The sequence below is a fragment of the Clostridium saccharoperbutylacetonicum N1-4(HMT) genome, from assembly GCF_000340885.1.
Lineage (GTDB): Bacteria > Bacillota > Clostridia > Clostridiales > Clostridiaceae > Clostridium > Clostridium saccharoperbutylacetonicum.
In genome coordinates this window covers 1418265-1444487 of record NC_020291.1, presented here as the reverse complement: position 1 = coordinate 1444487, position 26223 = coordinate 1418265, and the positions used below count along the sequence as shown (strand labels likewise).

Annotated in this window: 25 protein-coding genes; 3 read left to right on the top strand and 22 right to left on the bottom strand. The window is 29.6% G+C overall.

Translation table 11 applies throughout. From position 1 onward, the window contains the following. Window positions 1-11 precede the first annotated feature (11 nt). From smc to pta, 10 genes are all read right to left on the bottom strand, one after another. On the bottom strand, window positions 12-3575 hold the full coding sequence (smc, locus tag CSPA_RS06420) for a chromosome segregation protein SMC (RefSeq protein ID WP_015391405.1): 3564 nt from the start codon (window positions 3573-3575) through the stop codon (window positions 12-14). 11 nt (window positions 3576-3586) lie between these two features. Then, a complete protein-coding gene (locus CSPA_RS29990) occupies window positions 3587-3685 on the bottom strand; it encodes a hypothetical protein (protein ID WP_015391404.1) in 99 nt (32 codons plus the stop codon). A 221-nt stretch (window positions 3686-3906) separates the two neighbouring features. Further along, window positions 3907-4935, bottom strand: coding sequence for an elongator complex protein 3 (locus CSPA_RS06415; protein ID WP_015391403.1), 1029 nt, complete (start codon window positions 4933-4935; stop codon window positions 3907-3909). Then, window positions 4928-5626, bottom strand: a complete 699-nt coding sequence (gene rnc, locus CSPA_RS06410) for a ribonuclease III (RefSeq protein ID WP_015391402.1) — start codon at window positions 5624-5626, stop codon at window positions 4928-4930. Before rnc ends, CSPA_RS06415 begins: the two co-directional genes overlap by 8 nt. 119 nt (window positions 5627-5745) lie before the next feature. Beyond that, window positions 5746-5976: an acyl carrier protein gene (gene acpP, locus CSPA_RS06405; RefSeq protein WP_009169140.1), complete on the bottom strand. Its 231-nt coding sequence runs from the start codon at window positions 5974-5976 to the stop codon at window positions 5746-5748. Between the two features lie 79 nt (window positions 5977-6055). Next, window positions 6056-7057, bottom strand: coding sequence for a phosphate acyltransferase PlsX (gene plsX, locus CSPA_RS06400; RefSeq protein ID WP_015391401.1), 1002 nt, complete (start codon window positions 7055-7057; stop codon window positions 6056-6058). Between the two features lie 95 nt (window positions 7058-7152). Further along, window positions 7153-7335, bottom strand: a complete 183-nt coding sequence (gene rpmF / locus CSPA_RS06395; protein WP_015391400.1) for a 50S ribosomal protein L32 — start codon at window positions 7333-7335, stop codon at window positions 7153-7155. A 3-nt stretch (window positions 7336-7338) separates the two neighbouring features. Then, the gene (locus tag CSPA_RS06390; protein WP_015391399.1) at window positions 7339-7845 is read right to left on the bottom strand and encodes a YceD family protein; all 507 of its coding nucleotides are present in this window, start codon (window positions 7843-7845) and stop codon (window positions 7339-7341) included. A 240-nt stretch (window positions 7846-8085) separates the two neighbouring features. Then, window positions 8086-9285 (bottom strand): acetate kinase, encoded by a 1200-nt coding sequence (locus tag CSPA_RS06385; RefSeq protein WP_015391398.1) that lies wholly within the window; start codon window positions 9283-9285, stop codon window positions 8086-8088. 65 nt (window positions 9286-9350) lie between these two features. Continuing rightward, the gene (pta, locus tag CSPA_RS06380; RefSeq protein WP_015391397.1) at window positions 9351-10352 is read right to left on the bottom strand and encodes a phosphate acetyltransferase; all 1002 of its coding nucleotides are present in this window, start codon (window positions 10350-10352) and stop codon (window positions 9351-9353) included. A 625-nt stretch (window positions 10353-10977) separates the two neighbouring features. On the opposite strand from pta, the gene CSPA_RS06375 reads away from it, so the two are divergent. Together CSPA_RS06375 and ylbJ are read left to right on the top strand one after the other, a co-directional pair. Beyond that, window positions 10978-12180, top strand: coding sequence for a nucleotidyltransferase (locus CSPA_RS06375; protein WP_015391396.1), 1203 nt, complete (start codon window positions 10978-10980; stop codon window positions 12178-12180). 47 nt (window positions 12181-12227) lie between these two features. Further along, window positions 12228-13400, top strand: a complete 1173-nt coding sequence (gene ylbJ, locus CSPA_RS06370) for a sporulation integral membrane protein YlbJ (protein WP_015391395.1) — start codon at window positions 12228-12230, stop codon at window positions 13398-13400. A gap of 74 nt (window positions 13401-13474) precedes the next feature. On the opposite strand, the gene CSPA_RS06365 is transcribed toward ylbJ, so the two are convergent. From CSPA_RS06365 to CSPA_RS06340, 6 genes are all read right to left on the bottom strand, one after another. After that, on the bottom strand, window positions 13475-14017 hold the full coding sequence (locus CSPA_RS06365) for a hypothetical protein (RefSeq protein WP_015391394.1): 543 nt from the start codon (window positions 14015-14017) through the stop codon (window positions 13475-13477). Window positions 14018-14028: 11 nt separating this feature from the next. Then, entirely contained in the window at window positions 14029-14508 is a 480-nt protein-coding gene (gene coaD, locus CSPA_RS06360) for a pantetheine-phosphate adenylyltransferase (RefSeq protein ID WP_015391393.1), read from the bottom strand. A 3-nt stretch (window positions 14509-14511) separates the two neighbouring features. Next, complete coding sequence (gene rsmD / locus CSPA_RS06355) at window positions 14512-15069, bottom strand: 16S rRNA (guanine(966)-N(2))-methyltransferase RsmD (protein ID WP_015391392.1); 558 nt, start codon at window positions 15067-15069, stop codon at window positions 14512-14514. Between the two features lie 61 nt (window positions 15070-15130). Then, window positions 15131-17164, bottom strand: a complete 2034-nt coding sequence (recG, locus tag CSPA_RS06350; protein ID WP_015391391.1) for an ATP-dependent DNA helicase RecG — start codon at window positions 17162-17164, stop codon at window positions 15131-15133. A gap of 195 nt (window positions 17165-17359) precedes the next feature. Next, window positions 17360-19006 (bottom strand): DAK2 domain-containing protein, encoded by a 1647-nt coding sequence (locus CSPA_RS06345; RefSeq protein WP_015391390.1) that lies wholly within the window; start codon window positions 19004-19006, stop codon window positions 17360-17362. A 13-nt stretch (window positions 19007-19019) separates the two neighbouring features. Beyond that, window positions 19020-19370: an Asp23/Gls24 family envelope stress response protein gene (locus CSPA_RS06340; protein ID WP_015391389.1), complete on the bottom strand. Its 351-nt coding sequence runs from the start codon at window positions 19368-19370 to the stop codon at window positions 19020-19022. A 295-nt stretch (window positions 19371-19665) separates the two neighbouring features. Between CSPA_RS06340 and rpmB the strand changes: the two genes are divergently transcribed. Then, entirely contained in the window at window positions 19666-19857 is a 192-nt protein-coding gene (gene rpmB / locus CSPA_RS06335; RefSeq protein ID WP_008424849.1) for a 50S ribosomal protein L28, read from the top strand. Between the two features lie 433 nt (window positions 19858-20290). Here the strand turns inward: rpmB and CSPA_RS06330 are convergent, their stop codons facing one another. From CSPA_RS06330 to rlmN, 6 genes are all read right to left on the bottom strand, one after another. Then, window positions 20291-20926, bottom strand: a complete 636-nt coding sequence (locus CSPA_RS06330; protein WP_015391388.1) for a thiamine diphosphokinase — start codon at window positions 20924-20926, stop codon at window positions 20291-20293. A 2-nt stretch (window positions 20927-20928) separates the two neighbouring features. After that, window positions 20929-21576, bottom strand: coding sequence for a ribulose-phosphate 3-epimerase (gene rpe, locus CSPA_RS06325; protein WP_015391387.1), 648 nt, complete (start codon window positions 21574-21576; stop codon window positions 20929-20931). Continuing rightward, window positions 21570-22442, bottom strand: coding sequence for a ribosome small subunit-dependent GTPase A (rsgA, locus tag CSPA_RS06320; protein ID WP_015391386.1), 873 nt, complete (start codon window positions 22440-22442; stop codon window positions 21570-21572). Before rsgA ends, rpe begins: the two co-directional genes overlap by 7 nt. Before the next feature lie 105 nt (window positions 22443-22547). After that, complete coding sequence (gene pknB / locus CSPA_RS06315; RefSeq protein ID WP_015391385.1) at window positions 22548-24446, bottom strand: Stk1 family PASTA domain-containing Ser/Thr kinase; 1899 nt, start codon at window positions 24444-24446, stop codon at window positions 22548-22550. Between the two features lies 1 nt (window position 24447). Continuing rightward, complete coding sequence (locus CSPA_RS06310) at window positions 24448-25167, bottom strand: Stp1/IreP family PP2C-type Ser/Thr phosphatase (RefSeq protein WP_015391384.1); 720 nt, start codon at window positions 25165-25167, stop codon at window positions 24448-24450. After that, window positions 25161-26213, bottom strand: a complete 1053-nt coding sequence (rlmN, locus tag CSPA_RS06305; RefSeq protein ID WP_015391383.1) for a dual-specificity RNA methyltransferase RlmN — start codon at window positions 26211-26213, stop codon at window positions 25161-25163. The genes CSPA_RS06310 and rlmN overlap by 7 nt, the downstream gene beginning before the upstream one ends. Between the last annotated feature and the right edge of the window lie 10 nt (window positions 26214-26223).

Sequence of the window (26223 nt, the reverse complement as noted above, 5' to 3'; positions counted from 1 at the left end):
TTCATTTCCTCCTAATTATAATTTTCAGTCAAGTCTACAGATACAACTTTTGAAACACCTTTTTCTTCCATAGTTACACCGTATATTATATCGCTGACTTCCATTGTACCTTTTCTGTGTGTAATAATTATAAATTGAGTATTTGTAGAGAACATCTTTAAGAATTCCGCATATCTATCTACATTAGCATCATCTAAAGCAGCTTCAATTTCATCCAATATACAGAAAGGTGTTGGTTTCATTTTTAATATTGCAAAGAGTAATGCTATAGCTGATAAAACCTTCTCTCCACCTGACATTAGATTAATATTCTGAAGTTTTTTACCTGGTGGCTCTACATTTATGTCAATATTAGCTGTTAGCTCATCGCCTTCCCCTAAAATAAGTTCTGCACTTCCACCCTTAAATAAGTCCTTAAATGTTTCATTAAAGTTATAATTAAGAATTTTAAAATTCTCTTTAAATAAAATTTTCATTTCATTTGTCATTTCTTGAATAACTTCATTTAATTCTTTTTTAGCCTTTTCTAAATCTTCTGCTTGAGCAGACATAAATTCATATTTTTCCTTTATCTCCTCATACTCTTCTATAGCAGCTAAATTTACAATTCCTAGTCTTGTTATTTTTCCTTTTGTAGTAGTAATCTCTTGCTTTAAGGTTTCCTCATCTTCTACTGCTTCACATATATCCATTGCTTCTGCATAAGTCAATTCCAATTCTTCGTTTAATTTATTATAAGCATTATCTTTATCTGCTTCCTTTTTAGCCTTAATTACTTCTCTTTTATTAACCTCTATTTCTTTTACTCTTACTTCATCTAAAAGATTACTAATAAAATTATCTTTTTCCTTAAATTCTTGTTTTAGCTTTTCTTTTATTATTTCTTCATCTTTAAATTTTAATTCTAGTCCATTAATTTTATTAACATTTTCTTCTATTTCTTTATTTTTAACTTTAATGTCTGAATTTAAACTTTCAATACTATTTTTATTTTCACTATTTTCTTTATTTAAAATTCCATTCTTAGAAATAAAATCATTTATTTCTTTTTCTATTCTCAAAAATTCATTCTTTCTATTTTCAATAGCCTCATCTAAAGTAGCTTTAGCAATCTTCATTTCTGTTAATTTAGTATCATTATCATTTACTTCTTGAGCTTTAACTTTCATTAATTGCTCTAATTCAATCCCTTTGCTTTTATTAACGGTATTTTCACTTTCAAGAGATTCAATTTCAGCTTCTTTAAGTTTGACTTTTTCTAAAATACTTTCTTTTTCATTTACTATTCGCTTAATTTCTTCTTTTGTTATTTCTAAGTTTCTTCTCAAAGCATCAGTATCATTTTGTAAAGATTTAATTTCACTTTCCTTTTTAGTTAATTCTATACTTTTTTCATGAGCCTCATCTCTTTGATTTAATATGCCTTCATCTAAATTCTTAATTTCTTCTTTTAACTCTTGCACGAACTTTATTAATTCACTATAGTGTTCTTTCTTTTTATCTATTTCTTTTGTCAGTTCTTCAATTTCTCTTTTTCTTCCTAGGACATTAGAATTTTTTCCTTTTATGCTACCACCCGTTAAAGCTCCACCTGGATTTACTATTTCTCCATCTAAGGTCACAATTCTATAATTATATCTTCCTATTCGCGCAATATTTAAGGCACAGTCCATATTACTACAAATTATAGTTCTTCCAAGTACATAATCCATAATATTACTATACTCTTTATCATAGGATATTATGTCACTTGCTATTCCAATATAACCAGCAGCTCCAATAATACTTTTATCTAATTCAAGTTTTTTACCTCTTATTATGTTTAATGGTAAAAATGTTGCTCTACCTAAATTATTCTTTTTCAAATATCCTATAAGAATTTTAGCTATTTCTTCATTTTTGGTTATTACATTGGAAATTGCTGCACCTAATGCTATTTCAATAGCTATTTCATATTTTTTATCTACCGAGAAAATTTCTCCTAGAACTTTCGTATCACTAGCTGAAGCAATTCTGTCCCTATGGATTGACTCCATCAAAGATTTTACAGATCTATTGTAACCTTCATAATGCTTCTCTAAATTTTCAAGCATTCCTCTATTTGCATCAAGCTTTGTTAAACTTCCATTTACTTCTCTAAGTTCATTTTCTTTTTTTGTTAAATTAGCAGATAATATTCCTATTTTTTTCTTATCCTCTGCAACTTTTAAGTTTAATAGTTTTATTTTATCTTTTCTATTTTCAATATCATCACTTAAATCTTTATAAGTTGCTAGATTAATTACTATGTTACTCTCTAACGATGAAATAGATGAATTTAAAGTGTCTCTCTTTTCCTCTCTAAGCGAAATATCCTTATTCAATATGGTGATTTCATTTTTTATATCAGAATTACTTCTTAAAAGTTCGAATTCTCCCTCTTTTAAAACTTTCAATTCCTCTTCAATAACTTTAAGTTCTTTCGAACTTTTAATATTATCTTCTTCTAATTTTACAATAGCCTCATTCTTACCTTTTTGTTCTTCTAACCTTTTATCTAATTCATTCTCTAGTAGTATTTTATTTTCTTTTAATTGCTCTATCTTAACTGTAATATCAGTTAATTCATAATTATTTCTGTTAATGCGCTCTTCAAAGCCCTTAATTCTTTCACGGTAAAGCTCAATACTTTTTTCATCTTCACTTACTATTTCCTTTAGATTGTAATATTGTTCTTTATCTTCTAAGTTCTTTCTATCTAATTCCTCTATTTTAAACTCTAACTCTTTGAGCTTAATCTTATCGTCTGCTAATTCTTTTTGCTTATCTTCAATCTCTTTTACTTTAAGATTTAATTCGTCATTGTAATTTTTTAATTCCGCTTCCATCTTATCTATATTATGAACTATAAGAGAAACTTCCTTTTTCTTTAAATCTTTAGATAATTCATTAAACTCTAATGCCTTTTCTCTTTCAATTCTTAATGGTTCTATTCTTTCTCCATAGGTTGATAATATATCATTTATTCTAACTAAATTTTCATCAGTATTACTTAATTTTTTTTCTGCCTCTTCTTTTCTATTTTTGAATTTTACAATTCCAGCAGCTTCTTCTAAAAGCGCTCTTCTGTCCTCAGGCTTACCACTTAATATAGCCTCTATCTTACCTTGTCCAATTAATGAATACCCTTCTTTTCCTATTCCTGTATCCATAAAAAGATTAGTTACATCTTTAAGTCTGCATTTTGAATTATTTATCAAATATTCCGATTCACCTGATCTAAATATTCTTCTAGATACTGTAACCTCATTATATTCTGTAGCTAATTTTTCATCACTATTATCTAGAGTTAATGAAACTTGCGCTAGTCCAACAGGTTTTCTAAATTGAGTTCCTGCGAAAATTACATCTTCCATCTTCCCGCCTCTTAAGACTTTAATACTTTGTTCACCTAGTACCCATCTTACAGCATCTGAAATATTGCTTTTTCCACTTCCATTAGGTCCTACTACTGCTGTAACACCTTTTCTAAATTTTAATTCCGTTTTATCAGCAAAAGATTTAAATCCTCGTATCTCTAGAGATTTTAAAAACATATGCCCACTCCTTACCAGTAAAGTATAGTAGGTATTAATCCTATAATAAATATTATTATAACGAAAATAGCCATTCCAATTCTCATTTTTTCCCTAGTTCTTTTTCTCATATTATACACTCCTTCATTATAACTTAGTTTATAGTATAGAATAATAAATATCAACTTTAAATCAGTTATGAGTTAAGAGTTTTGGGACGAAAAGCCTAACGGCTTTCCTTTAAATTATATTTTTCAAAAATCCCTGTAGGGATTTTATCCATAACTCATAACTCATAACTAACAAAAGCTCATAACTGTTAACTGTAAATAAAAGCGAGAGTGTCCTCTCGCTAATATATTATATCCAATTCTTTATCCTTTAAAAATAACTTTATACATCCTCTAGCAATATCATCACTCTGCTTAACCACAACTTCTTTATTATTCATTTTAAGCTTATTAAAATAGATTTTTTTATTAGCGTAAAGCTTGCTTATATCTTTAGGATTAATATAAAGCGTAGCGCTTTTTTCAGCCCCCATATTTTCAAGAATCTTATCCACTATTAAATTGCCCTCAACAAGTTCTCTAAATGAAGGATGAAATGGTCCTGCTACAATATCTTTCCCCTCATTTATACTTTCTGTAGGCTGAAGACCAATTCGTATTACATTTATTTCATTTCTTCTATAAATCTCATACATAATAGTGCTTATATGCACTGCCTCTTCTAAAGAATATGGAATATACTCCTGACGATTATACATTTCCTCCATAGGTGTGTCCTTTATTACTAGAGATGGATATATTCTGCAAATATCAGGTTTCATACTAATTGATTTCTCAGCTGTCTTTATATCCTTCTCAAAAGTGTCTCCAGGTAACCCAGGCATTACTTGATGCCCTAAAACGAAGTTATATTCTTTTATCAATCTGGATGCATTCACAACATCATCAACACTATGACCTCTTCCAGCCTTTCTTAAAACTTCTTCATCCAAAGATTGAACTCCTAGTTCTATTATATCAACACCATATTCTTTCAGATAAGTTAAAATATAATCATTAATATAATCTGGTCTTGTAGACAATCTTATTTTATTAATAAGATTCTTATCCTTAAATTCTTTCGCTACTGTTAAAAGCTCTTTTTGTTTTTCTTCTTTTACGCCTGTAAATGTGCCTCCAAAAAACGAAACCTCAATAATTGCATTTTTATTTTGTATTGTGTCTAAGTAATCATTTATTGTATTTCTTACTATTTTTGCTGTAACCTCTTCGTCAACCCCTGTTATTCTATCCTGATTGCAAAATACACAATTATGAGGACATCCTTCATGTGGTACAAATATAGGTATTATATAATAACTTTTACTCATGTATACCTTCCAACATATCTAAAGCTTGTTTAGCCGCATTTTGTTCAGATTCCTTTTTGCTATAACCAGAACCTTCACCCATGAGTTTATCATCAATTTTTACGTTAGTATAAAACTTTCTTCTGTGAGGTGGTCCCTCATACTTTACTAGTTCATAATGAATTGCTACCTCTCCATCCTTTTGAAGAAGTTCTTGAAGTTTTGTTTTAAAATCTAAAACTATTTTGTTATTTATAGCCTTATTTATCACTTCTTCAAAGTGAAGTAAAATAAAATCCCTCACAAAGCCAATTCCTTTATCTAAATACACTGCAGCAATTACAGCTTCAACTGCATCTGCCTGTATAGATATTCTTTCTCTTCCTCCTGTGAGTTCTTCACCTTTACTCATCCTAATATAATTCCCAAGATTTATTTTTTTTGCTATTTCATAAAGAGAGTTCTCACAAACTATTAAACTTCTTATTTTTGTTAGCTCACCTTCACTCTTATGCTTGTAATTATTGAAAAGATGTTCTGTAATACATAACTGTAAAACTGAATCTCCTAAGAATTCAAGTCTTTCATTATACTCAGCATCTTTAAATTGATTTGCAAAAGAGCTATGTGTAAGCGCCGTTTTTAGTAAAGTTGGATTATTAAAATAAACTCCTAAGTTTTCTTCTATTTCTCTAAGTGTATATCTATTCATGTATTCCACTCCTTGAAGTTTATTCTTCAACTTGCTAAATAATAATTTTCCACAATAACAAATTCAAGAATAAACTAGTTTATTAAGAAAATATAAAATCCCGCAAATGCGGGATTATCTTATTCTTCGTGATGAGCTTTTACGTAATTTACAACATCTCCAACTGTTTTAAAGTTTTCAACGTCTTCATCTGGTATTTCCATGTCTAGTTCATCCTCTAGAGCCATTATAAGCTCAACTATATCTAATGAGTCCGCATTTAAATCTTCTATAAATGATGCTTCCATAACAACGCTTTCTACATCGATACTTAACTTATCAGCAATAATTGCTTGGATTTTTTCAAACATTCATTTCACCTCCCAAGTTCTACATTTAGATAATAGTATATATTGTTTAAATCGTCAATATAAGTTTCAATATATTTTATTAATTTTCACTACAAAATTCATTTTTCATGTCTTCTAATACTCTTTTTTCATAAAATATCTTGGTTTGTCTAATAGCATTTTTAAAGGCTTTTCCGTCAGAACTACCATGAGCTTTTATGCAAATTCCATTAACGCCCAAAAATGGTGCCCCTCCATATTCCTTATAATCAAATTTTTTTAGACAATTCTTTAATACAGGTTTTAATAACAATATCCCTAATTTGGACGTAATTGATGATTTAAGCACTTCATCTTTTATTATTCCTAAAATACTTGACGCCGACCCTTCATACATTTTTAAAGCTGTATTTCCGACAAATCCATCGCAAACCAAAACATTAGTATTACCTCCTGGTATTTCTCTAGGTTCAACATTCCCTTTAAAGTTAATATTTTTTTCTTCTTTCAGCAATTTAAAAGCTGCTTTAGTAAGTTCATTTCCTTTTTCTTCTTCTTCACCAATATTAATAAGTCCAACACTAGGATTTTTAACATCAAAAACCTTTTCATAATATATTTTGCCCATTTTTGCAAACTGCATTAAAAATTGTGGTTTACAGTCAACATTAGCACCAACATCTACTATCATAAAGCTTCCATGTCTGCCTGGCATAATAGGTGCAAGCGCAGGTCTTTCTACACCTTTAATTCTACCAATAGTCAAAGTACAACCAGCTAAAAAAGCACCTGTGCTTCCTCCTGAAATTATAGCATCACAAACACCATCTTTCACTAATTCTAATGCTTTAACAATACTAGAATCCTTCTTTTTTCGCAATGCCATAACAGGATGTTCATTAGGCGAAATTACTTCTTTTGCATCTATTACATTAATTTTTTCTTTTGAATAAGTATACTTTTCTAACTCTGCGTTTATCAATTCTTCTGGGCCAGTAATATATAATTCGATATTGTCATATTCTTTTAGTGCATCTATTGCGCCTTGTACTACAGCTACTGGCGCATTATCTCCACCCATTCCATCAATAGCTATCTTCATAGCAATATCTCCTTTCCCCTTGCCTAAAGCCAATCATTATACTTATATACTTAATTATTCTATATATAACAAAAGAAAGTCATAAAGACTTTCTCTTATTTTTCAGAAGCTACAACTTCCTTACCTTTGTAATAACCACAATTTTTACATACTCTATGAGCAAGTTTCATTTCGTGGCATTGTGGACATTCAACTATGCCAGGTAAACTAGCTTTAAAAGTTTGAGATCTTCTTGATCTAACTTTTGATTTCCCTGATTTTCTTGCTGGACAACCCATACATTACACCTCCTTATTATCAAACAAACTTCTCAAGGCTTCAAAGCGTATATCTACGTCTTCCTTTTGACACGAACATGAATCATGATTTAAATTGCATCCACATTCTTGACAAAGCCCTTCGCAGTCATTCTTGCAAACTCTTTTAATAGGTAATGTTGAAATTATACTAGTTTCAACAATTTCTGTGATGTCTAAAACATCATCCATTACAACAATAGCTTCGTCATCTTCACTGTTCCTATTTGTTGTAAACCTTTCTTCTATATCAATATCTATTGGATAGATAAAGGTATCTAAGCATCTTGAACATACCATTTCCAGCTTAGCTTTAATCTTAGCATTTACTAAAAGTATATCCTTATCTGCTGAAATCGTTCCAACAACTTCACAAGAGCCTATAGGTTTAATTTCATCTCCTTCGAAGTTAATTGTAGGTATCTCAAATTCATAATCAATTTTCTTGCTTCTATCTTTACCAGAAACAATGTCTGAAATTTGTACTTTCATAAAATCACAGGGTAACTATTTATATAATATACTTATTTGTAAATTATATACTACTTTCCCCTTTTCACTCCTTAGCACATAAATTTATAAAACAAACACAACTTATTATATAAATTGAGTGCCAAAAAGTCAAGGTATTTATGATAATTGATTAAGAATAAATAATAAATAATGAATAATCAAGATCGAACTCACATAGTAATTTCTCCCTTAATTATTCATTATTATTTATATATCTAATTAAACTAATGCTAAAGTTTCCTTAGCAATCATTAATTCTTCGTTAGTAGGTATTACAACTACTTTTACTTTTGAAGTTTCTTTAGAAATTTCCATACCATCGCCAATATTATGACTTTCGTTCTTTTCTAAATCTACTTCTATTCCTAAAAATTCCATATTAGTTAATGCTCTTGATCTAATTTCCGGAGCATGTTCACCAATTCCAGCAGTAAACACAATTGCATCTACTCCGCCCATTACTGCAGCATAAGCACCAATTTGTTTCTTGACTTGATATCCAAATATATCCATAGCAAGTAATGCTCTAGGATCATTATCATTTTCTACAGCACTTCTAATATCTCTAAAGTCTGTTCCTATTCCTGATATTCCTAAAACTCCTGATTTTTTATTTAATATATCATTTACTTCATCTATAGAATATCCTTTTTCTTTTACTAAATAAGTAACTATAGCTGGATCGATGCTTCCAGATCTAGATCCCATTATAATTCCATCTAAAGGAGTGAATCCCATTGTAGTATCTACAGATTTTCCACCTTCAACAGCTGTAACACTTACTCCATTACCTATATGACAAGTAACAATTTTTAGATCTTTTATATCCTTATTCATCCATTTTGCCATTTCTCCAGCTACATACATATGAGATGTTCCATGGAAACCATATCTTCTAATATGATCTTCTTCATATAACTCATATGGTAATGGATACATAAATGCTTTTTCAGGCATAGTTTGATGGAACGCTGTATCAAATACTGCTACCATTGGAGTTTTTGGCATAAGAGCCTTACATGCATTAATTCCAATTATATTTGGTGGATTATGAAGCGGTGCTAGTTTTGTAAATTCATCAAGATTCTTAATTACAGTTTCATCAATTAAAACTGAAGTAGCATATTTTTCACCACCATGAACTACTCTATGTCCAACAGCAGCTATTTCATCCATAGATTTTATTACGCCATGCTTTTCGTCAACTAGACATTTTAAAACAAGTTCAATTGCATCTTGATGGTCTTTAAGTGGTGTTTCAACAACATATTTGTCTTTATCTTCAACCTTTTGAGTTAGTATTGAACCGTTAATTCCTATTCTTTCAACAAGTCCTTGTGCCAATGCTTCTTCATTGCTCATATCTATAAGTTGATATTTTAATGAAGAACTACCACAATTTATAACTAATACTTTCATATTTTTTCTCCTTTATCCTTAAATATACTTTCCTAGTTACCCTTAAAATGAACTTATCCTTAATACTATTTATTGTTTTGCGCTTGTACAGCAGTTAATGCAACAACATTTACGATATCATCTGAACTACATCCTCTTGATAAATCATTTATTGGTTTATCAAAGCCTTGACAAATAGGCCCAATAGCTTCTGCATTTGCAAATCTTTGGACTAATTTATAACCTATGTTTCCAGCTTGTAAATCTGGGAATACTAAAACATTAGCTTTTCCTGCTACTTTACTATTTGGTGCCTTTTGATCAGCTACTTTTTTAACAATTGCTGCATCTAATTGAAGTTCACCATCAATATCTAAATCTGGTCTCATTTCTTTTGCTTTTTGTGTTGCATTTCTAACTTTATCAACCAATTCATTATCTGCACTTCCCATTGTGGAGAATGACAGCATTGCTACTTTAGGATCCATGTTACATAATCTCTTTGCTGTTTCAGCCGTTGCAATAGCAATAGCGGCTAATTGGTCTTCATTTGGATTTGGGTTAACTGCACAGTCAGAGAATATAAGAGTTCCTTGTTCTCCATAAGTAGATCCTGGCACTTGCATTATAAAGAAACTTGAAACTACAGATACACCTGGTGCTGTCTTTATTATTTGTAATCCTGGTCTTAATAAATCTCCAGTTGTATGAACTGCTCCAGATACCATTCCATCTGCATCATCTAGTTTAACCATCATTGTAGCGAAATATAGAGGATCTCTTACAATTTTATCAGCCTTTTCCATAGTTACGCCTTTACTTTTTCTTAATTCATAAAAGGCTGTAATATACTTGTTTAAGTTTTCCGATTTCTCTGGATCTATAATTTCAATTCCAGATAAGTCTACATCCAATTCCTTTGCTTTAGCTTCTATTTCGTCTTTCCCACCAATTAAAATTGGATATGCTAGTCCTAATTCTTGTATTTTTCCTGCAGCCTCAATATTTCTTTCTTCATTTCCCTCCGGAAGAACGATTCTTCTTTTATCAGATTGAGCTGCTGCCCATATTTTTTTCATAAGGTCCATGTGTCTTTGTCTCCTCTCTATATCTATCCTATCTCTAATATTAATATACTCCTTTATTAACAGTGTTTTCAACAAAAAATCTCTATAAAATAAAAATCTTTAGATTAGCAATAATCTAAATTATCAGACAATAATAATATAAAATACTGATATAGTAAAAGTATATTTTTTAACAATTAAAATTAATTTTTAATTTTTTTTGCTGTCAATTATCAAAACTTATTTTCAGTTTTAAATTAAACAATATACATATATAAATCCTGCTATTTTTAGAATAATTTCATGCTACTTTCTATTTTTTTATTACTGAAAATAGCCTCTAGAACTGAAAACACCAGCAAATTGCATTAATTTTTAGCAAATAAGATATCTTTTATATACTCTATTGAACTTTTTCTTTTTTTACACTTTTCTGATTATTTTAAAAACTCTTTGTAAATCTTGAAAAATCAAAAAAGTATATTTTTTAACAATGACTTTTTATATTATTTTAGTCTCTTAATAGGAAAATATATTATACTTTACCCATAAATAATTATTTACATGCTGCTTTATGAATATGCTATAATTACCATATTGTTAAACTGAAGCCTCCATACAATAATTATGTTTAAATAAAAAGGAGATGATTATAATTATCACAGGAATAATCGCTGAATATAATCCCTTTCATAAAGGGCATGAGTATCATCTTACTAAAGCAAAGCAGGAAACTAATTCAGATGGTATAGTTTGCGTAATGAGCGGTAATTTTATGCAAAGAGGAATCCCAAGCATTGTTGATAAATGGAAGAGAGCTGAAATGGCAGTTAGAAACGGTGTTGATTTAGTTTTAGAGTTACCCTTAGTTTATTCAATATCCTCTGCAGAACACTTTGCCTTTGGAAGTGTATCTCTTCTTAATTCCTTAGGAATTGTGGATTATTTATATTTCGGAAGTGAGGAAGGTAGTATAAATAAATTACAAACTGTTGCAAAAACTTTAGTCACAGAACCACAAGAATATAGAAATCTGTTAAAAAACAACTTACATTTAGGATTGCCTTTTCATATAAGCAGAGCAAATGCGCTATCGGATTATTTAGCTTCTGATGATATTTTAAATGTATTATCAAATTCAAATAATATATTAGGAATTGAATATTTAAAAGCCTTAATAACCCTAAACAGCACTATTACTCCAATGACACTAAAAAGAGAAGGTGCATCCTATAATGATACCTCTTTAAATCATTCTTTTGTTTCAGCTACCTCCATAAGAAATCATCTTAAGTCAAATTCATTACATGAACTTGCTTCATTAATACCTAAAGCTAGCCATGATTTTTTAAGTGATTTATCCCATTCAGATTATCGTTTTGTTTTTGAAGAAGATATGTTTAAATTTATAAAATATAAATTACTTACAAATGACAAATGCCTAATGAATTTACCTGATATTTCCGAAGGCTTGGATAATAAAATATTTAAAGAAATAATAAATTCAAACTCTTTAGATGAATTTATTCTAAAAATCAAAAGCAAAAGATACACTTATACCAGAATTAATCGAATACTAACTCAATGCTTCTTAAATCTCGAGAATTTTAATCTATTTGCTTTATCGAAAATGCCAGTACCATATGCCAGAGTTCTTGCTTTTAATACTATAGGACAAAATATGCTAAAAAGAATAAAAGGATGTACAGATATTATCACTAAGGTTCCTAAAAACAATTTATGCGACCATCTAAAAATTGATATCTTAGGAACAAAAGCATATTCTATTCTACAACCTAAGGTAAATCCTATGGATGACTATTTAAAAAGCCCTATCATATTCAAGTAATATTTTACATAACCACAAGAATATATATTATTGATTGGAGTGATTTGATGATATATATTACTATCTTGTGGTTTTTAATTATAACTTTTACTATTCTTTTAATTAGACTTCTTAATGTTCAAAAAAACATTATTTTTTGTATATTTATTTCAATTTTTATTCTTCTTTTTTTAGTAAATCTAAATACTTGTATTTCTGCAGCTATTGAAGGATGCAAATTGTGGTATAAATCTGTATTACCAACCACCTTTCCTTTTTTGGTCATTTGTAATTTATTAATATATTATGATGGTATAAGCCTCTACTCTAAAATTCTTGGTCCACTAATTTGCAAGCCATTAGGGCTTTCTAAAAACTGCTCCTTTCCAATTGTTGCAAGTTTTTTATGCGGTTATCCATTAGGTGCAAAATATTGTGTTGATTTATATTCTATGAAATACATAGAAACAGATGAATACGAAAGATTATTAAATATAGCTTCTAATGCTGGTCCCATTTTTTTAATTGGATCTGTTGCTGGAACTTTACTAGGGAATATATTTTTAGGATATATTTTACTTACTGGGAATTACTTATCAGCAATACTTATAGGATTAATATTAAAGAAAAAGAAATGCGTACAAAACTCAAATTCAATAAGTAAACCTAAAACTGAAACTATTAACTTTGGTATTGCCATAAAAAATTCAGTGCAAAATGCAATAAATACTATTTTTTCTATAGGTGGATTCATTATAATTTTCTCGGTTATTATATGCCTTGTCAAAAATAACATCTATATTTGTAATATTTTCAAACACTTAGAATCTCTATTTAGTTTACCTTTAGGCACTTTATATTGCCTATTTTTAGGAAGCATTGAAATGACAAATGGCTGTAATCTTACAGCATCCCTTCCTCTTTCACTTAATCTTAAACTAGGAATTATAAGTTTTTTATGTTCGTTTTCCGGATTAGCAGTAATTGCTCAAGTTAGTTCTTTTGTAAGTGAAACAAAAATAAATTATTATAAATATATATTTTTCAAAATAGTTCAAGGTGTTATTAGCTTCTTTATCACTTATGTGCTATTTAAGTTAATTCCATCAAGCATATATGTATCCAAAATTAAAGTTAATCAATATATAAATGTTTATTCTTATTTTTATCCAATACTTATTTTAATTTTCTTAACAATCTTTCTAAAGATCATTAGTAAACTAAATCACTCAAGAAATTAAAACATAATGAAAGCGGCTGAGTAAATTCTATTCAGCCGCTTTCATTAATAAAATAAATCAAATTATTCCTGTATTTATTTTTTCATGTTACGTAATTCTTTAACATTATCTTTTATCATATCACATGTTCCAGTTAAATTTAAATCAATTTCCTTAGCTACAGATTCAAAACTATCTTGGAGACTCTTTATAAGCTTCATTTTTTGTGCTTCAATTTCTCTATCTAATTCAGTTAATATCTCATCTGAATAATCTCTAGAACCTAATCTTATAGCCTTAGCATCACGTTGTGCTGCAGATGTAATTTCTTGCGCTCTTAGCTTCGCTTCCCTTACAATGTCATGATTCTCAACATTTTGCCTCATCATAGTCATAGTTTCTTTTCTAACCGAATCATATTCTTTTTTAGCTTCATTTAAAATTCGTTCTCTCTCATTCATTACCCATTCAGCTTTTTTTAATTGCTCTGGTAAATAATTTATAATTTGGTCTATTACCTCTATAAGTTCTCGCTTATCTATCATCACTTTTCCGCTCATAGGTACTTTTGGCGAATTTTCTACCAAATCTTGCAGATACTCTAATAATTCTATAATATTTACGCTCATATTTTCCATAAAACCCCTCCTTAGCTACTCATTTTACTCATTATATCCGAGACAATTTCACTTGGAACAAGCCCTTCAATATTTCCACCAAATTTTGCTACTTGTTTAACGCACGAAGAACTAATATGTAAATTTTTAGAAGAAGACATCATACATACAGTTTCAATATTTCCATCTAATTCACTATTCATAAATGCCATTTGTAGTTCATATTCAAAATCAAAGGTTGTTCTCAAGCCTTTTAGAATTACATTTGTATTACATTCCTTCAAAAAATTCACCAATAATCCATCAAAACTTCTAACTTCAACATTACTTATATCTTTTGTAACCTTTTTTATCAATTCAACTCGTTCATCAATACTAAAAAGATAATGCTTATCAACGTTAACAAGCACCGCTACTATAATTTTATCAAAAACTTTAGCACCTCGTTTAATTATATCAAGATGTCCATTAGTTATTGGATCAAAACTTCCTGGATATACTGCAATTTTCATTATTTATTTCTCCTCATACTTATAATAGCATACAGTTGTATTTCCATATTTCTTGTTCTTAATTAAATTTATATCTTCATATCCATCATATATTTCTTCAATTGTATCTATTTTAGTAACTATTATTCCATCCTCTTTTAACATTTTATTTTCCTTTATAATTTTCATAGCTTCTGGAATCATTTCTTTACAATAAGGTGGATCTATAAATATAATATCAAATTTCTTGCCCTTATCAGCTAATTTTTTAAGTCCTGAATATGCATCAGTATTTATTGGAAAGCAAAAATCTTGAAATCTGAGATTATCAACATTTTGCTTTAATAGAGGAAATGTCGTTGAACTCTTATCAAACAAATAAACTTCACTTGCTCCTCTGCTTGCAGCCTCCAATCCCAAACTTCCTGTTCCCGCAAAAACATCAACAACAACAGCTTCTGGTATATATGATTGAATTGAGCTAAACATAGCTTCCTTAACTCTATCTAATGTAGGCCTTGTTTCCATTGTAGCTGGAGGTATCAATTTATGCCCTCTTGCTTTTCCTGCGATTATTCTCATCTCTTTCTCCTTCTATGTTATATATTTTATATATTAACATATTTACATACATTTTTTCAATTTAATTAAAACAAATATACTTACTAGTCTTTTCTAAATTTTTACTCAATTCAGTTATTATTTCAGAATTTATTCCTGATTCATTTTGTATTATACTATTTGCTTCTAATTTTGCACACCTTAAAATCTTCATATCTTCATAAAGATCAGCAAGTACAAAGCCTTCATCACCACTTTGTTTTTTTCCAAACATTTCTCCTGCTCCTCTTAATTCTAAATCTTTCTCTGATATTAAAAATCCGTCACTTGATTCAGTCATTATCTGCATTCTTTTTTTGGTTACATTGCTTTTAGCATTTGCAATTAGTATACAATATGAAGAATATTCGCCTCTTCCAACTCTTCCTCTTAATTGATGTAATTGAGAAAGTCCAAATCTTTCAGCATTTTCTACAATCATTACGGATGCATTTGGGACATTAACTCCAACTTCAATAACAGTTGTTGATATCAAAACATCAATTTCATTATTTTTAAATTTCTTTATTATTTTATCTTTTTCTGATGATTTCATTTTCCCATGGAGAATCTTAACATTAAAATCTTTAAACACTCCTGTTGTAAGGTCATTATATACAGTCTCCACTGAATTCAACACTTCTTTTTCATCTTCATCAATAAGTGGACAAACAATGTAAACTTGTCTCCCCTTTTTAACCTCATCATATGCTAAATCATATGCAATATCTTTTTTACTCTCCAAATAAAATCTTGTATCTATCTTTTTCCTTCCTGGAGGTAATTCATCTATTATAGAAACATCTAAATCCGAGTAAAGATATAGTGCTAATGTTCTTGGAATTGGTGTTGCAGTCATAACTAAGCAATCTGCTCTTTTTCCCTTGTTTATAAGTTTGCTTCTTTGCTCAACTCCAAATCTATGCTGCTCATCAGTAACTATTAGCCCTAATTTTGAAAATACAACATCATCTTGGAATAATGCATGAGTTCCTATTAATAAAATAGTTTCATTACTTTTAATTCTTTCCTTAATCCTTTGCTTTTCTTTTGCTGATGTTGATCCAGTTAATAGCTCTATTGCAACATCAAAATCTTTATAAATTTTTTTAGCTTCTTCAAAATGCTGATTTGCAAGAATTTCAGTTGGAGCCATAAACGCACATTGATATCCATTTTTAATCACATTAAAAATAGCTATTAATGCAACTATAGTCTTACCACTCCCAACATCACCTTGAATTAATCTGTTCATAGAATAATTTGATTTTTGATCCCTGAGAATATCACGAATAACTTTAGTTTGAGCATTAGTAAGTGGGAATGGCAATCTTTCCTTAAAAATATTTAGCTCTTTAGCCCATTCAAAATATATACCTGTGTTATTTTTTTTAATTTTATACTTTAATAATAATAATTTCATTGAGTACGTAAATAATTCTTGAAATTTCAATCGTATTATTGCTTTATCTAAAAACTCTTTATTTTCCGGAAAATGTATACTTCTTATTGCTTCATCTAGCGAAATCAAGGAATATTTTTCCACTATGTTTTTAGGAAGATTTTCTTTTATTTTCATAACTGCTAAAATTTCATTAATTAATTTTTCAAGCAACTTGTTGCTTATATCACCCTTTAAAGGATATTTGGGAATTATTTCACTCGAAAGTGCTTCTTCACAAGTAATGGTTGGGTTCACCACTTCTAAAGTATTACCTATTCTTTTAAATTTTCCCATCAAATTATATATCTGCCCTAATTTAAACGAATTCTTTATATATGGCTGATTAAACCACTTTCCTGCCACTTTATGATTGTTATAATTAAACTCAATAGTTGTTAAAATTTTTCTGCTTTTGGTTCTTATATCTCTACCAAAGCTTACAACTTCGCATTTTAATATTTGCTTATCTTCACCTGTAATATTTTCAAAATCAACATTACTATCCACAAATTCATAGTCTCGTGGAAAATACAATAAAATATCTAATATATTAAAAATACCGCATTTATTCAATTTTTCCATAGACTTAGGGCCTACTCCTTTTAATACAGAAATATTACTATATATATCCAAAATTTTCTCCTCCAAAAACACTCCAAAAGATTTAACAGTAACTTTCAGATAAACACATTAATCCTCTAACATATGTATTTTATAGTAAACAAGCAAGTAAGCTTAACTTATAGTGTACCTATTAGCTAAGCTTACTTATATACAATAATATCAAAAACTTTGTTACAGTTTATTACTCTTTAACCTTATACTTATCTATTCTACTGACATTAAAAAATAATAAAGAGGCTGATTTCCTTTATAGAATTGAATATCAAATTCTTCATATTTATCTTGCAATTCATTCTCAAACTCACTAGCTTCTTCATCGCTAACTTCTTCTCCATAGTATACTGTTATAAGCTCACAATCTTCATCTAACATATCTTCTAGAACCTTACTTGCAACTTCTTTCTTATCTTTTCCTACTTCCTTTATCTTTCCTTCAACAAGCCCTAACATATTTCCTTGCTTAATATCTATTCCATCAATTTCAGTATCACGAACTGCATAGGTTACTGAACCAGTTTTAACATCTTCAATTGCGTTCTTTAAATTGTTGCAATTTTCTTCAACACTAGAATCAAAATTAAACATTGTTGCACAAGTTATTCCTTGTGGAATTGTTGTTGTAGGTATTACTCTTATGTCTTTTTCTGATATTTCTGCCGCTTGATTTGCTGCCATAATTATATTTTTGTTATTTGGCATAATAAAAATATGCTCAGCATTTATTTTATTGACAGCATCTAAAAAATCTTGTGTCGAAGGATTCATTGTCTGACCACCTTCGATAACACAATCCATTCCTAAATCCTTAAAGATATTAGAAATTCCGTCTCCCATTGCTACAGTAATGAATCCATATTCCTTTTTCTCATTTTCTACAACTTCATTTTCATCCATATTCGAATTATTTTCTTTATCCTGAGCATTCATTAAAATTTCTCTATGTTCTTCTCTCATATTATCTATTTTAATCTTTGATAATTCTCCTATAGCTACTGCTTTTGACAATACTAATCCAGGATCATTTGTATGTATATGAACTTTAATAACATCCTCGTATCCAACAACAATCATAGAATCACCAAGAGATTCTATTTGACTTTGGAACTCTTTTGCACGTTTAGCATCTCCAATTATTATAAATTCAGTACAATATCCAAATTTAATATCAATTTCTTGAGTATCTTGTGCTACAGAATTATTAGACGCACCTGGTGTTATATCTTTTATTTCTGCACTAATTCCATCTTTTAAAGCTTCAAACATACCTTGTAATATAATGTATAATCCCATCCCTCCAGAGTCAACTACTTTAGCTTTTTTTAAAGCTGGTAATAGTTCAGGAGTTCTATCTAGCATTTCCTTTGCCTTTACAGTTACTTCTTCCATAAAACTTACTACATCATTAGCATTAGAAGCCACTGCCGCCTCAGAAGCCGCTCTAATTACAGAAAGAATGGTTCCTTCTGTTGGTCTCATAACTGCCTTATATGCCGAATTTGATCCTTCAAAAAAGCCTACAGCAAATTCTGAAACGTCCACTTCTTTTTTTCCTTCTAGCCCTTTAGAAATACCTCTAAGAATTTGAGATAAAATAACACCTGAATTACCTCTAGCTCCCATTAAAGCACCTTTAGCTAACTTTTTAGATATTTCTCCTATAGAATCCGTATCCATATTTTCTATTTCTTTAACTGCTGCTTTAAATGTCATAGACATATTAGTTCCCGTATCACCATCTGGCACAGGAAATACATTTAGTGCATTTACAAATTCACTTTGTTCTAATAATTTATTGCTAGCATTTACAACCATATTATAAAAATCACGGCCGTTAATTTTTGCATATTCCATTTAGTTTAACCTCCTAGACTCTAACCGCTTGCACATTTACTGTTATAGCCGAAACTTTTAGACCAGTATAATTTTCAACACTATAACGAACTTTTTGTATTATATTATTTGCTATTACTGAAATCTTAGTCCCATATTCCACCATAATAAACAACTCTATCTGTAATTTTTCTTCATCTGTTAATTGTATTTTTACACCTTTGCTTAAATTCTCTATTCTCATAAGTTCCCATAGACCTTCTGTGGCATTTTTGGAAACCATTCCAACTACTCCATAACATTCCATTGTAGATAATCCTACAACCTTGGCTAAAACTTCTTCTGAATAATTTATATTACCATTTTCATTTGAAAATCCAACCATCAAAATTCCTCCTAAAACTTATATCTTATTTTATATTCTATATTAGAACCATATTTTATTCAAGTATTCTAAGAATATATATATATGCTCCAATTATCAACCGTCAATTAACAATTGTCAATTAACAACAAAAACTTCACTAACAGATTTTCTGTTTTCGCTTTTTGAGTATTCACTTTTATTTCAAAATTTAATAATATTAATAAATTATCTTGCCTATTATTTTTTACTGTGTTATAATTTACTCTGTCCTATTGAAGATGATTATCTTTGGAATATAAGGAGGTGTTTTCTAATGGCAAGAAGATGCGAAATTTGTGATAAAGGTGTTGTAGCTGGAGTTAGCTATAGCCATTCACATCGTCAATCAAAGAGAACTTGGGCTCCTAACATAAAGAAAGTAAAAGCTTTAGTTAACGGAACACCAAAAACTGTTCATGTATGTACAAGATGCCTTAGATCTGGAAAGGTTCAAAGAGCAATATAGTTCATAATAAGAAATGCAATTGTTATCCCAATTGCATTTTTTATTTTGCACATAATTATATGATTTATTCAAACCATAAATTAATATTAAAATCCCTTTATGATTTCTTGAATTAAAATGCACAATCTTATTTAGAATTTATCACAAAAAATAACAAGTCACTCTATTAGCTTCTGACCTGTTATTTTTTTATAGTAAATTAAATATATCTTATGTATTTCTAATTTTTCCTTCTGAAAAATTTTATGATATTTGATAAAAATTTTGGTAATTTTATAGCAATAATTTTCATTCATCTTCCTCCAAACATTAATATATACGGCTAATAAGTTAAAAATAATTATGCCTTATTATATTAATATTCAGATTGAAGCTTAAATGTTCCTAATTTAATAAAATAATTAATACATATTAATTACTTTATTAATTGCAATTAATCAATTGAATGTAATACCAATAATTCTCCTTCATCAAAGCTGATTTCTATAGGCGTATCCATAAATTCATTACATATAGCTCTTGGATCTAATAAATTCATGTTATATCCTTCTAAATTGTATTTAGCACCTTTTATATTAAAATTTTTGACTATATCACTTAATGCATGAAAAGAAATATTTTCACCGAGCTCTCCATATAGAGTCATATTATTTTCTCCAAGATAAATTTTATTATTATCATCAATTATTTTTAATACTACACCTTTTTTCTTTGATGTCAAAAGAAGTCCTATATTTCCCAATGCATGATCCATTCTAGATCCTAATGCTCCAAATAAATATATTTCCCTTGCCCCTCTTTTAATTGCCTCATTTATCGCTATTTCAGTATCTGTATAATCTTTTTCTGGTGGAAATTGTAATATCTCTTTAACCTGTGCTTTTACATTATTTAATACTCCTCTATTGATAGAATCAAAGTCTCCTAAAAGTACGTCAGGCACAATATTATAATTATACAGGCACTCACTCCCCTTATCGGCTGCAATTATAAAGTCTACTTTTCCCAAATAACTTTTTAATAGTTTTTCTGAAGGAGGTGTACCACCACTAATAATTGCTACGTTCAAATTTATTCACCTCTTAAGACTCTTATATTATCACTAATGTCTCCTTCATTAAATACAGCCGAGCCTGCAACAATAACATTTGCACCAGCTGCAATTATTTCCTTAACATTAGTTTTATCAACACCACCATCAACTTCGATTAACAATGCCGGATTTACTTCTTTACTATATTCCCTAATTTCATTAATTTTATTTAAACAATATGGAATAAATTTTTGTCCTCCAAATCCTGGATTTACAGACATTATTAATACCATATCTAAATTTGGTATTAAATCCTTTATCAAACTTGTTGGGGTCCCAGGATTTAATGAAATCGCTGCTTTTATTCCTTTAGATTTTATATAATTAATTGTTCTATCTATATGTTTATCAGCTTCATAATGAACAGTTATTATATCAGCGCCCGCTTCAATAAAATCATCTATGTAATTTGCTGGATTATTTATCATTAAATGCACATCAAATATTTTCTTTGTTCTATTTCTTATTGATTTAATAACTGGCAATCCTAATGAGATGTTAGGTACAAATGATCCATCCATTACATCTATATGAATAAAATCTGCCCCTCCTTTATCTATTCTTTCTATATCTTCTCCTAATTTTGAAAAATCTGCTGATAATATTGACGGTGCAACTTTTACCATTTGTTCTTCTCCTCCTCTATGATTTCTTCTAGTGATTTTACATAAAATTCATATCTATATTTATTAATATCTCCATTTTCTACTGCTTCCTTAAGCACGCAGCCTGGCTCTTTATAATGAAAACATCCTCTAAATTTACACTTATCATTATACTCCGTAAATTCCGGGAAACAATATTTTAGTGAATTCTTATCCATTAAGTCTTTTATTTCTAAGGTAGAAAAACCCGGAGTATCTACAATGTAGCCATCTGAAACATCAATAAGCTCGCTATGTCTAGTAGTATGTTTTCCTCTTCCAAGCTTCTCACTCACCTTACCTGTTTCCATATGTTCTTTGTTAGAAAGTTTATTAATTAATGTAGATTTACCAGCCCCAGATGGTCCACATAATACTGTTATATTTCCTTTAATTTTTTCAACTAACCCATCTATACCTATTCCTTTTTTAGCATTAATATAAACTACCTCATATCCTATGTCGTTTATTCTTTTCTTTATTTCTTCTCTTTCTTCGTCTGATACCAAATCTATCTTATTTAAGCACACTACAACTTCAATATTATTATATTCGCATAAAATTAGAAATTTATTTAATAAATCAAAATTTATATCTGGATTTTTAACTGCAAAAACAATAAAGGCTAGGGATACATTTGCAACTGTTGGTCTCACTAGTTGAGATTTTCTTTTATGTATATCTTCTATGACACCTTTTCCTTTTTCTATTTCAATCGTAACATCATCTCCCACCATCGGCTTTATATCCTTATGTCTGAACTTGCCTCTAGCTTTACATTCAATTAATCCTTGTTCCGTCTTGATATAGTAAAAGCCCCCTATTCCTTTTATTATCTTTCCTTCCATGTCTTACCTCCATTCATTTATTTTCAATGCCCAATTATTAATTTTGGATAAATATATTATAGAAGGAGAGGTTATTTTTATCAACCTCTCCCCCTTCTGTTAAGATTATCTATTTGGACTTGTATTTTTGCCTGGCGATGTATTATTTTGATTATTAGTTTTGTCATTTCCTGATGGTGTCTGTGTATTAGAAGTGCCCGAACCCGGTGTACTACTTCCTGGCCCTGAATTAGTAGTTCCTGGAGTTGTTCCATTTTGTGTAGTACCTGGTGCATTTACAGCCGGTGGTGCTTGTTTTTGAACATAATTACCAACTGTAATAGTTACAGAAGTGCCTTGTTCTACTCTACTGTTTGGATCAATTGATTGATCTAAAACTATACCATTTTCACTTTGGTTTTGAGTTTCTTTAGTACTTGGAACAACCTTCAAGTTAGCACCCTCTAATTTACTCTTAGCATCATCTGCAGTTAAGCCTTTGACACTTGGAACCTTTGTAAGTTTAACTTCTGGACCTTTACTTACAACAACTGAAACTTTATCTCCAGATGTAACTTCCGTATCTTTTGTAGGTTTTTGACTTATAATTTGACCTTTTGGTACATCATCACTAAAATCTTCAGTTTTATCTCCAATTTTAAGTCCAAAGGCACTTAAAATCGTATTACCTTTATCAACATCATAACCTACTAAATCAGGCATTAACGTTTTCTTTCCACCCTTACTTACAATAACTCTTATTTCACTCTTTTCTTTTACCATCGTTCCAGAATCAGGTTTCATTTGTAATATTGTTCCTTCAGGCTGATCACTAATATCAGTTCCACCTTCTACTAAGACTAAATTCAATTTATCTAATTCTTTCTTAGCATCATCTTCTTTCATTCCAACTATGTTAGGAACTTGAACTTCTTTGTTACTTGAGGTTCCTGAACTGAATATTTTAAATGCTGCAACACCTATAACTACTAATAAAAGAGCTAAAGCGACACCTATTCCAACTTTCATTATTCTTTTTTTATTTATTCCGCCTTCTTTTTCATCCTCATCTTCATAATAATAATCATCGTCATCATCATCATCTTCATACGGTCTATTTATTTTTTCATCATTTTTAGGTATTTGTTGAGTTACAGCAGACATTATTATTGTATGATCATTATCTTCCTTATCAATTTGCACATTTGGATCATCTTTTATTCTTTGCAAATCTGATATCATCTCTTTAGCAGTTTGATATCTTTTTATTGGTTCCTTTTCCATTGACTTCAAAATAAGTTGATTTAAACTTTCTGGAATTTTGGAATTAAGATTTTTAGGCGGTACTACATCTTCTTGTAAATGCTTTAAAGCTATAGTTACTGCAGTATCTGCTTGAAAAGGAAGAGTCCCAGTAACCATTTCATATAAAACTACCCCAAGGGAATATAAATCAGTTCTACAATCAATAAAAGTTCCTTTAGCTTGCTCTGGAGAAAGATAGTGAGCAGATCCCATTATAGTGCTTGTATTAGTGATAGTTTCTGTCGTTGGAGATTTTGCTATTCCAAAGTCAGTTACTTTCATGACTCCATCTTCAGTTACTAATATATTTTGTGGTTTAACATCTCTATGAATTATTTTATTTCTATGTGCACAATCTAACGCTTTAGCTATTTGTATAGCAACAGATATAGCTGTTTCATAATTCATCTTTCCCACTTGCTTTATGATATCTTTTAGGGTTTTTCCTTTAACATATTCCATTACAATATAATTAATATCATCTTGAGTTCCTACATCAAGTATATTTACTATATTGTTATCTGATAATGTTGCAATGGCAGTTGCTTCTCCCTTAAATTTTTCAACGATATCAGGGTTATTACAAAATTCTTTTTTAAGTATTTTAACTGCAACAAATCTATTTAATTTATTACATCTAGCTTTAAATACTTCAGACATTCCGCCTTCTCCAATTTTTTCCAACAACTCGTATCTGTTTCCAAGTACAATTCCATCCATACTAAATATCTCCTCCAAACAACAATACTGTTATATTATCCCTGCCACCTTTTTCATTCGCCAAGTAGACTAATTTATTAGCTATCTTTACATAGTCATCCTCTTCCATGATAACTTGTAAAATTTCTTCCTTTGTCAATTCATTCGTTAAACCATCAGAACATAATAAATATAAATCATATTCTTTATTTTCTAATTCAAATATATCTACACACACACTACTACCAGTGCCTAACGCTCTAGTAATAATATTTTTTTTAGGATGCTTTTCAGCTTCCTTCTCACTTATACTGCCCATATCAACAAGTTCTTGCACTAAAGAATGATCTTTAGTTATCTTTATAATTTCATTCTTTCTTATTCCAAAACATGAGCTATCTCCAACATTAGCAATATGGACAAAATCTTTGGTTATAAATGAAGCGGTAACCGTAGTTCCCATTCCACTTAAACTTTCATTAGTGTTAGAATAATTAAATATATCTCTATTTACCTTTTCTATTGCTTCTGCAAGCAAATTGTTTATTTTACTAGAAGAATATTTTTCATCTATATAGTTAATAATTCTCTTCACAGCCATTTCACTAGCAACTTCACCAGCATTATGTCCGCCCATTCCATCTGCTACTACATATACTTTAAACTCTTCTTTTTCAAGATAAGAAGCGTAATCTTCATTTAATTTTCTTTTTAGTCCAACGTCACTAACTAAGCCTACCATTTCTTACTCCCCTCTAGTTCTTGGGTTTCCATGTAACTTCTTCTAAGTTGTCCACATGCTGCATTTATGTCGCTTCCCATCTCGCGCCTTGTGGTAACTTCTATCCCATAATTTTTAAGTATCTCTGAAAAATCATCAATACACTTTTTAGAAGATCTTCTAAAGTCATTTTCTTTTATTTCATTTACAGGTATTAAATTCACATGACATAGCATTCCTTTTAACAAATTACCCAATGCTCTTGCATCTTCTTTTCCATCATTTACGCCTTTTACTAAAGCATATTCAAAAGTAATTCTTCTATTAGTCTTGTCAATATAATACTTACAAGCTTCTAATATTTCTTTTATACTATATTTATTAGCAATAGGCATAATTTCTTTTCTTTTTTCATCACTAAATGCATGTAATGAAATTGCTAAAGTTATACTAAAATCCTTATCTGCCAGCTCATATATTTTAGGAACAATTCCACAAGTTGATAGCGTTATATGTCTTTGCCCGATATTCAAGCCATATTCTGCTGATACAACTTCCAAAAATTTTATTACATTATCATAATTATCTAAAGGTTCTCCACTTCCCATCAAAACTATATTCGATATTCTATCTTTAATAAAATTTTGAACCGTAAGAACCTGTGATAAAATTTCACTTGTTGTCAAATTTCTAACTTTTCCTTCGATTGTAGATGCACAAAATTTACACCCCATTGCACAACCAACTTGCGTTGATATGCATATAGAATTCCCATGTTTATACCTCATAAGCACAGACTCTATTAAGTTTCCATCCTCAAAGCCTAATAAAAACTTTTCAGTCCCATCAATTTCGGATTTATATACTTCTATTACTTTCGGCAAATCAATATTGAAGTTTTCTTTCAACTTTGATACTAATGGCTTTGATATATTTTTCATACCCTCAAATTCATTAACCCCTTTATAAATCCAAGAAAATACTTGCTGGGCTCTAAATGCACTTTCGCCATTTTCTTTCATCCAAACTTTAAGTTCTTCTAAAGTATAATTCAATAAATTATTCATCTATCCACCT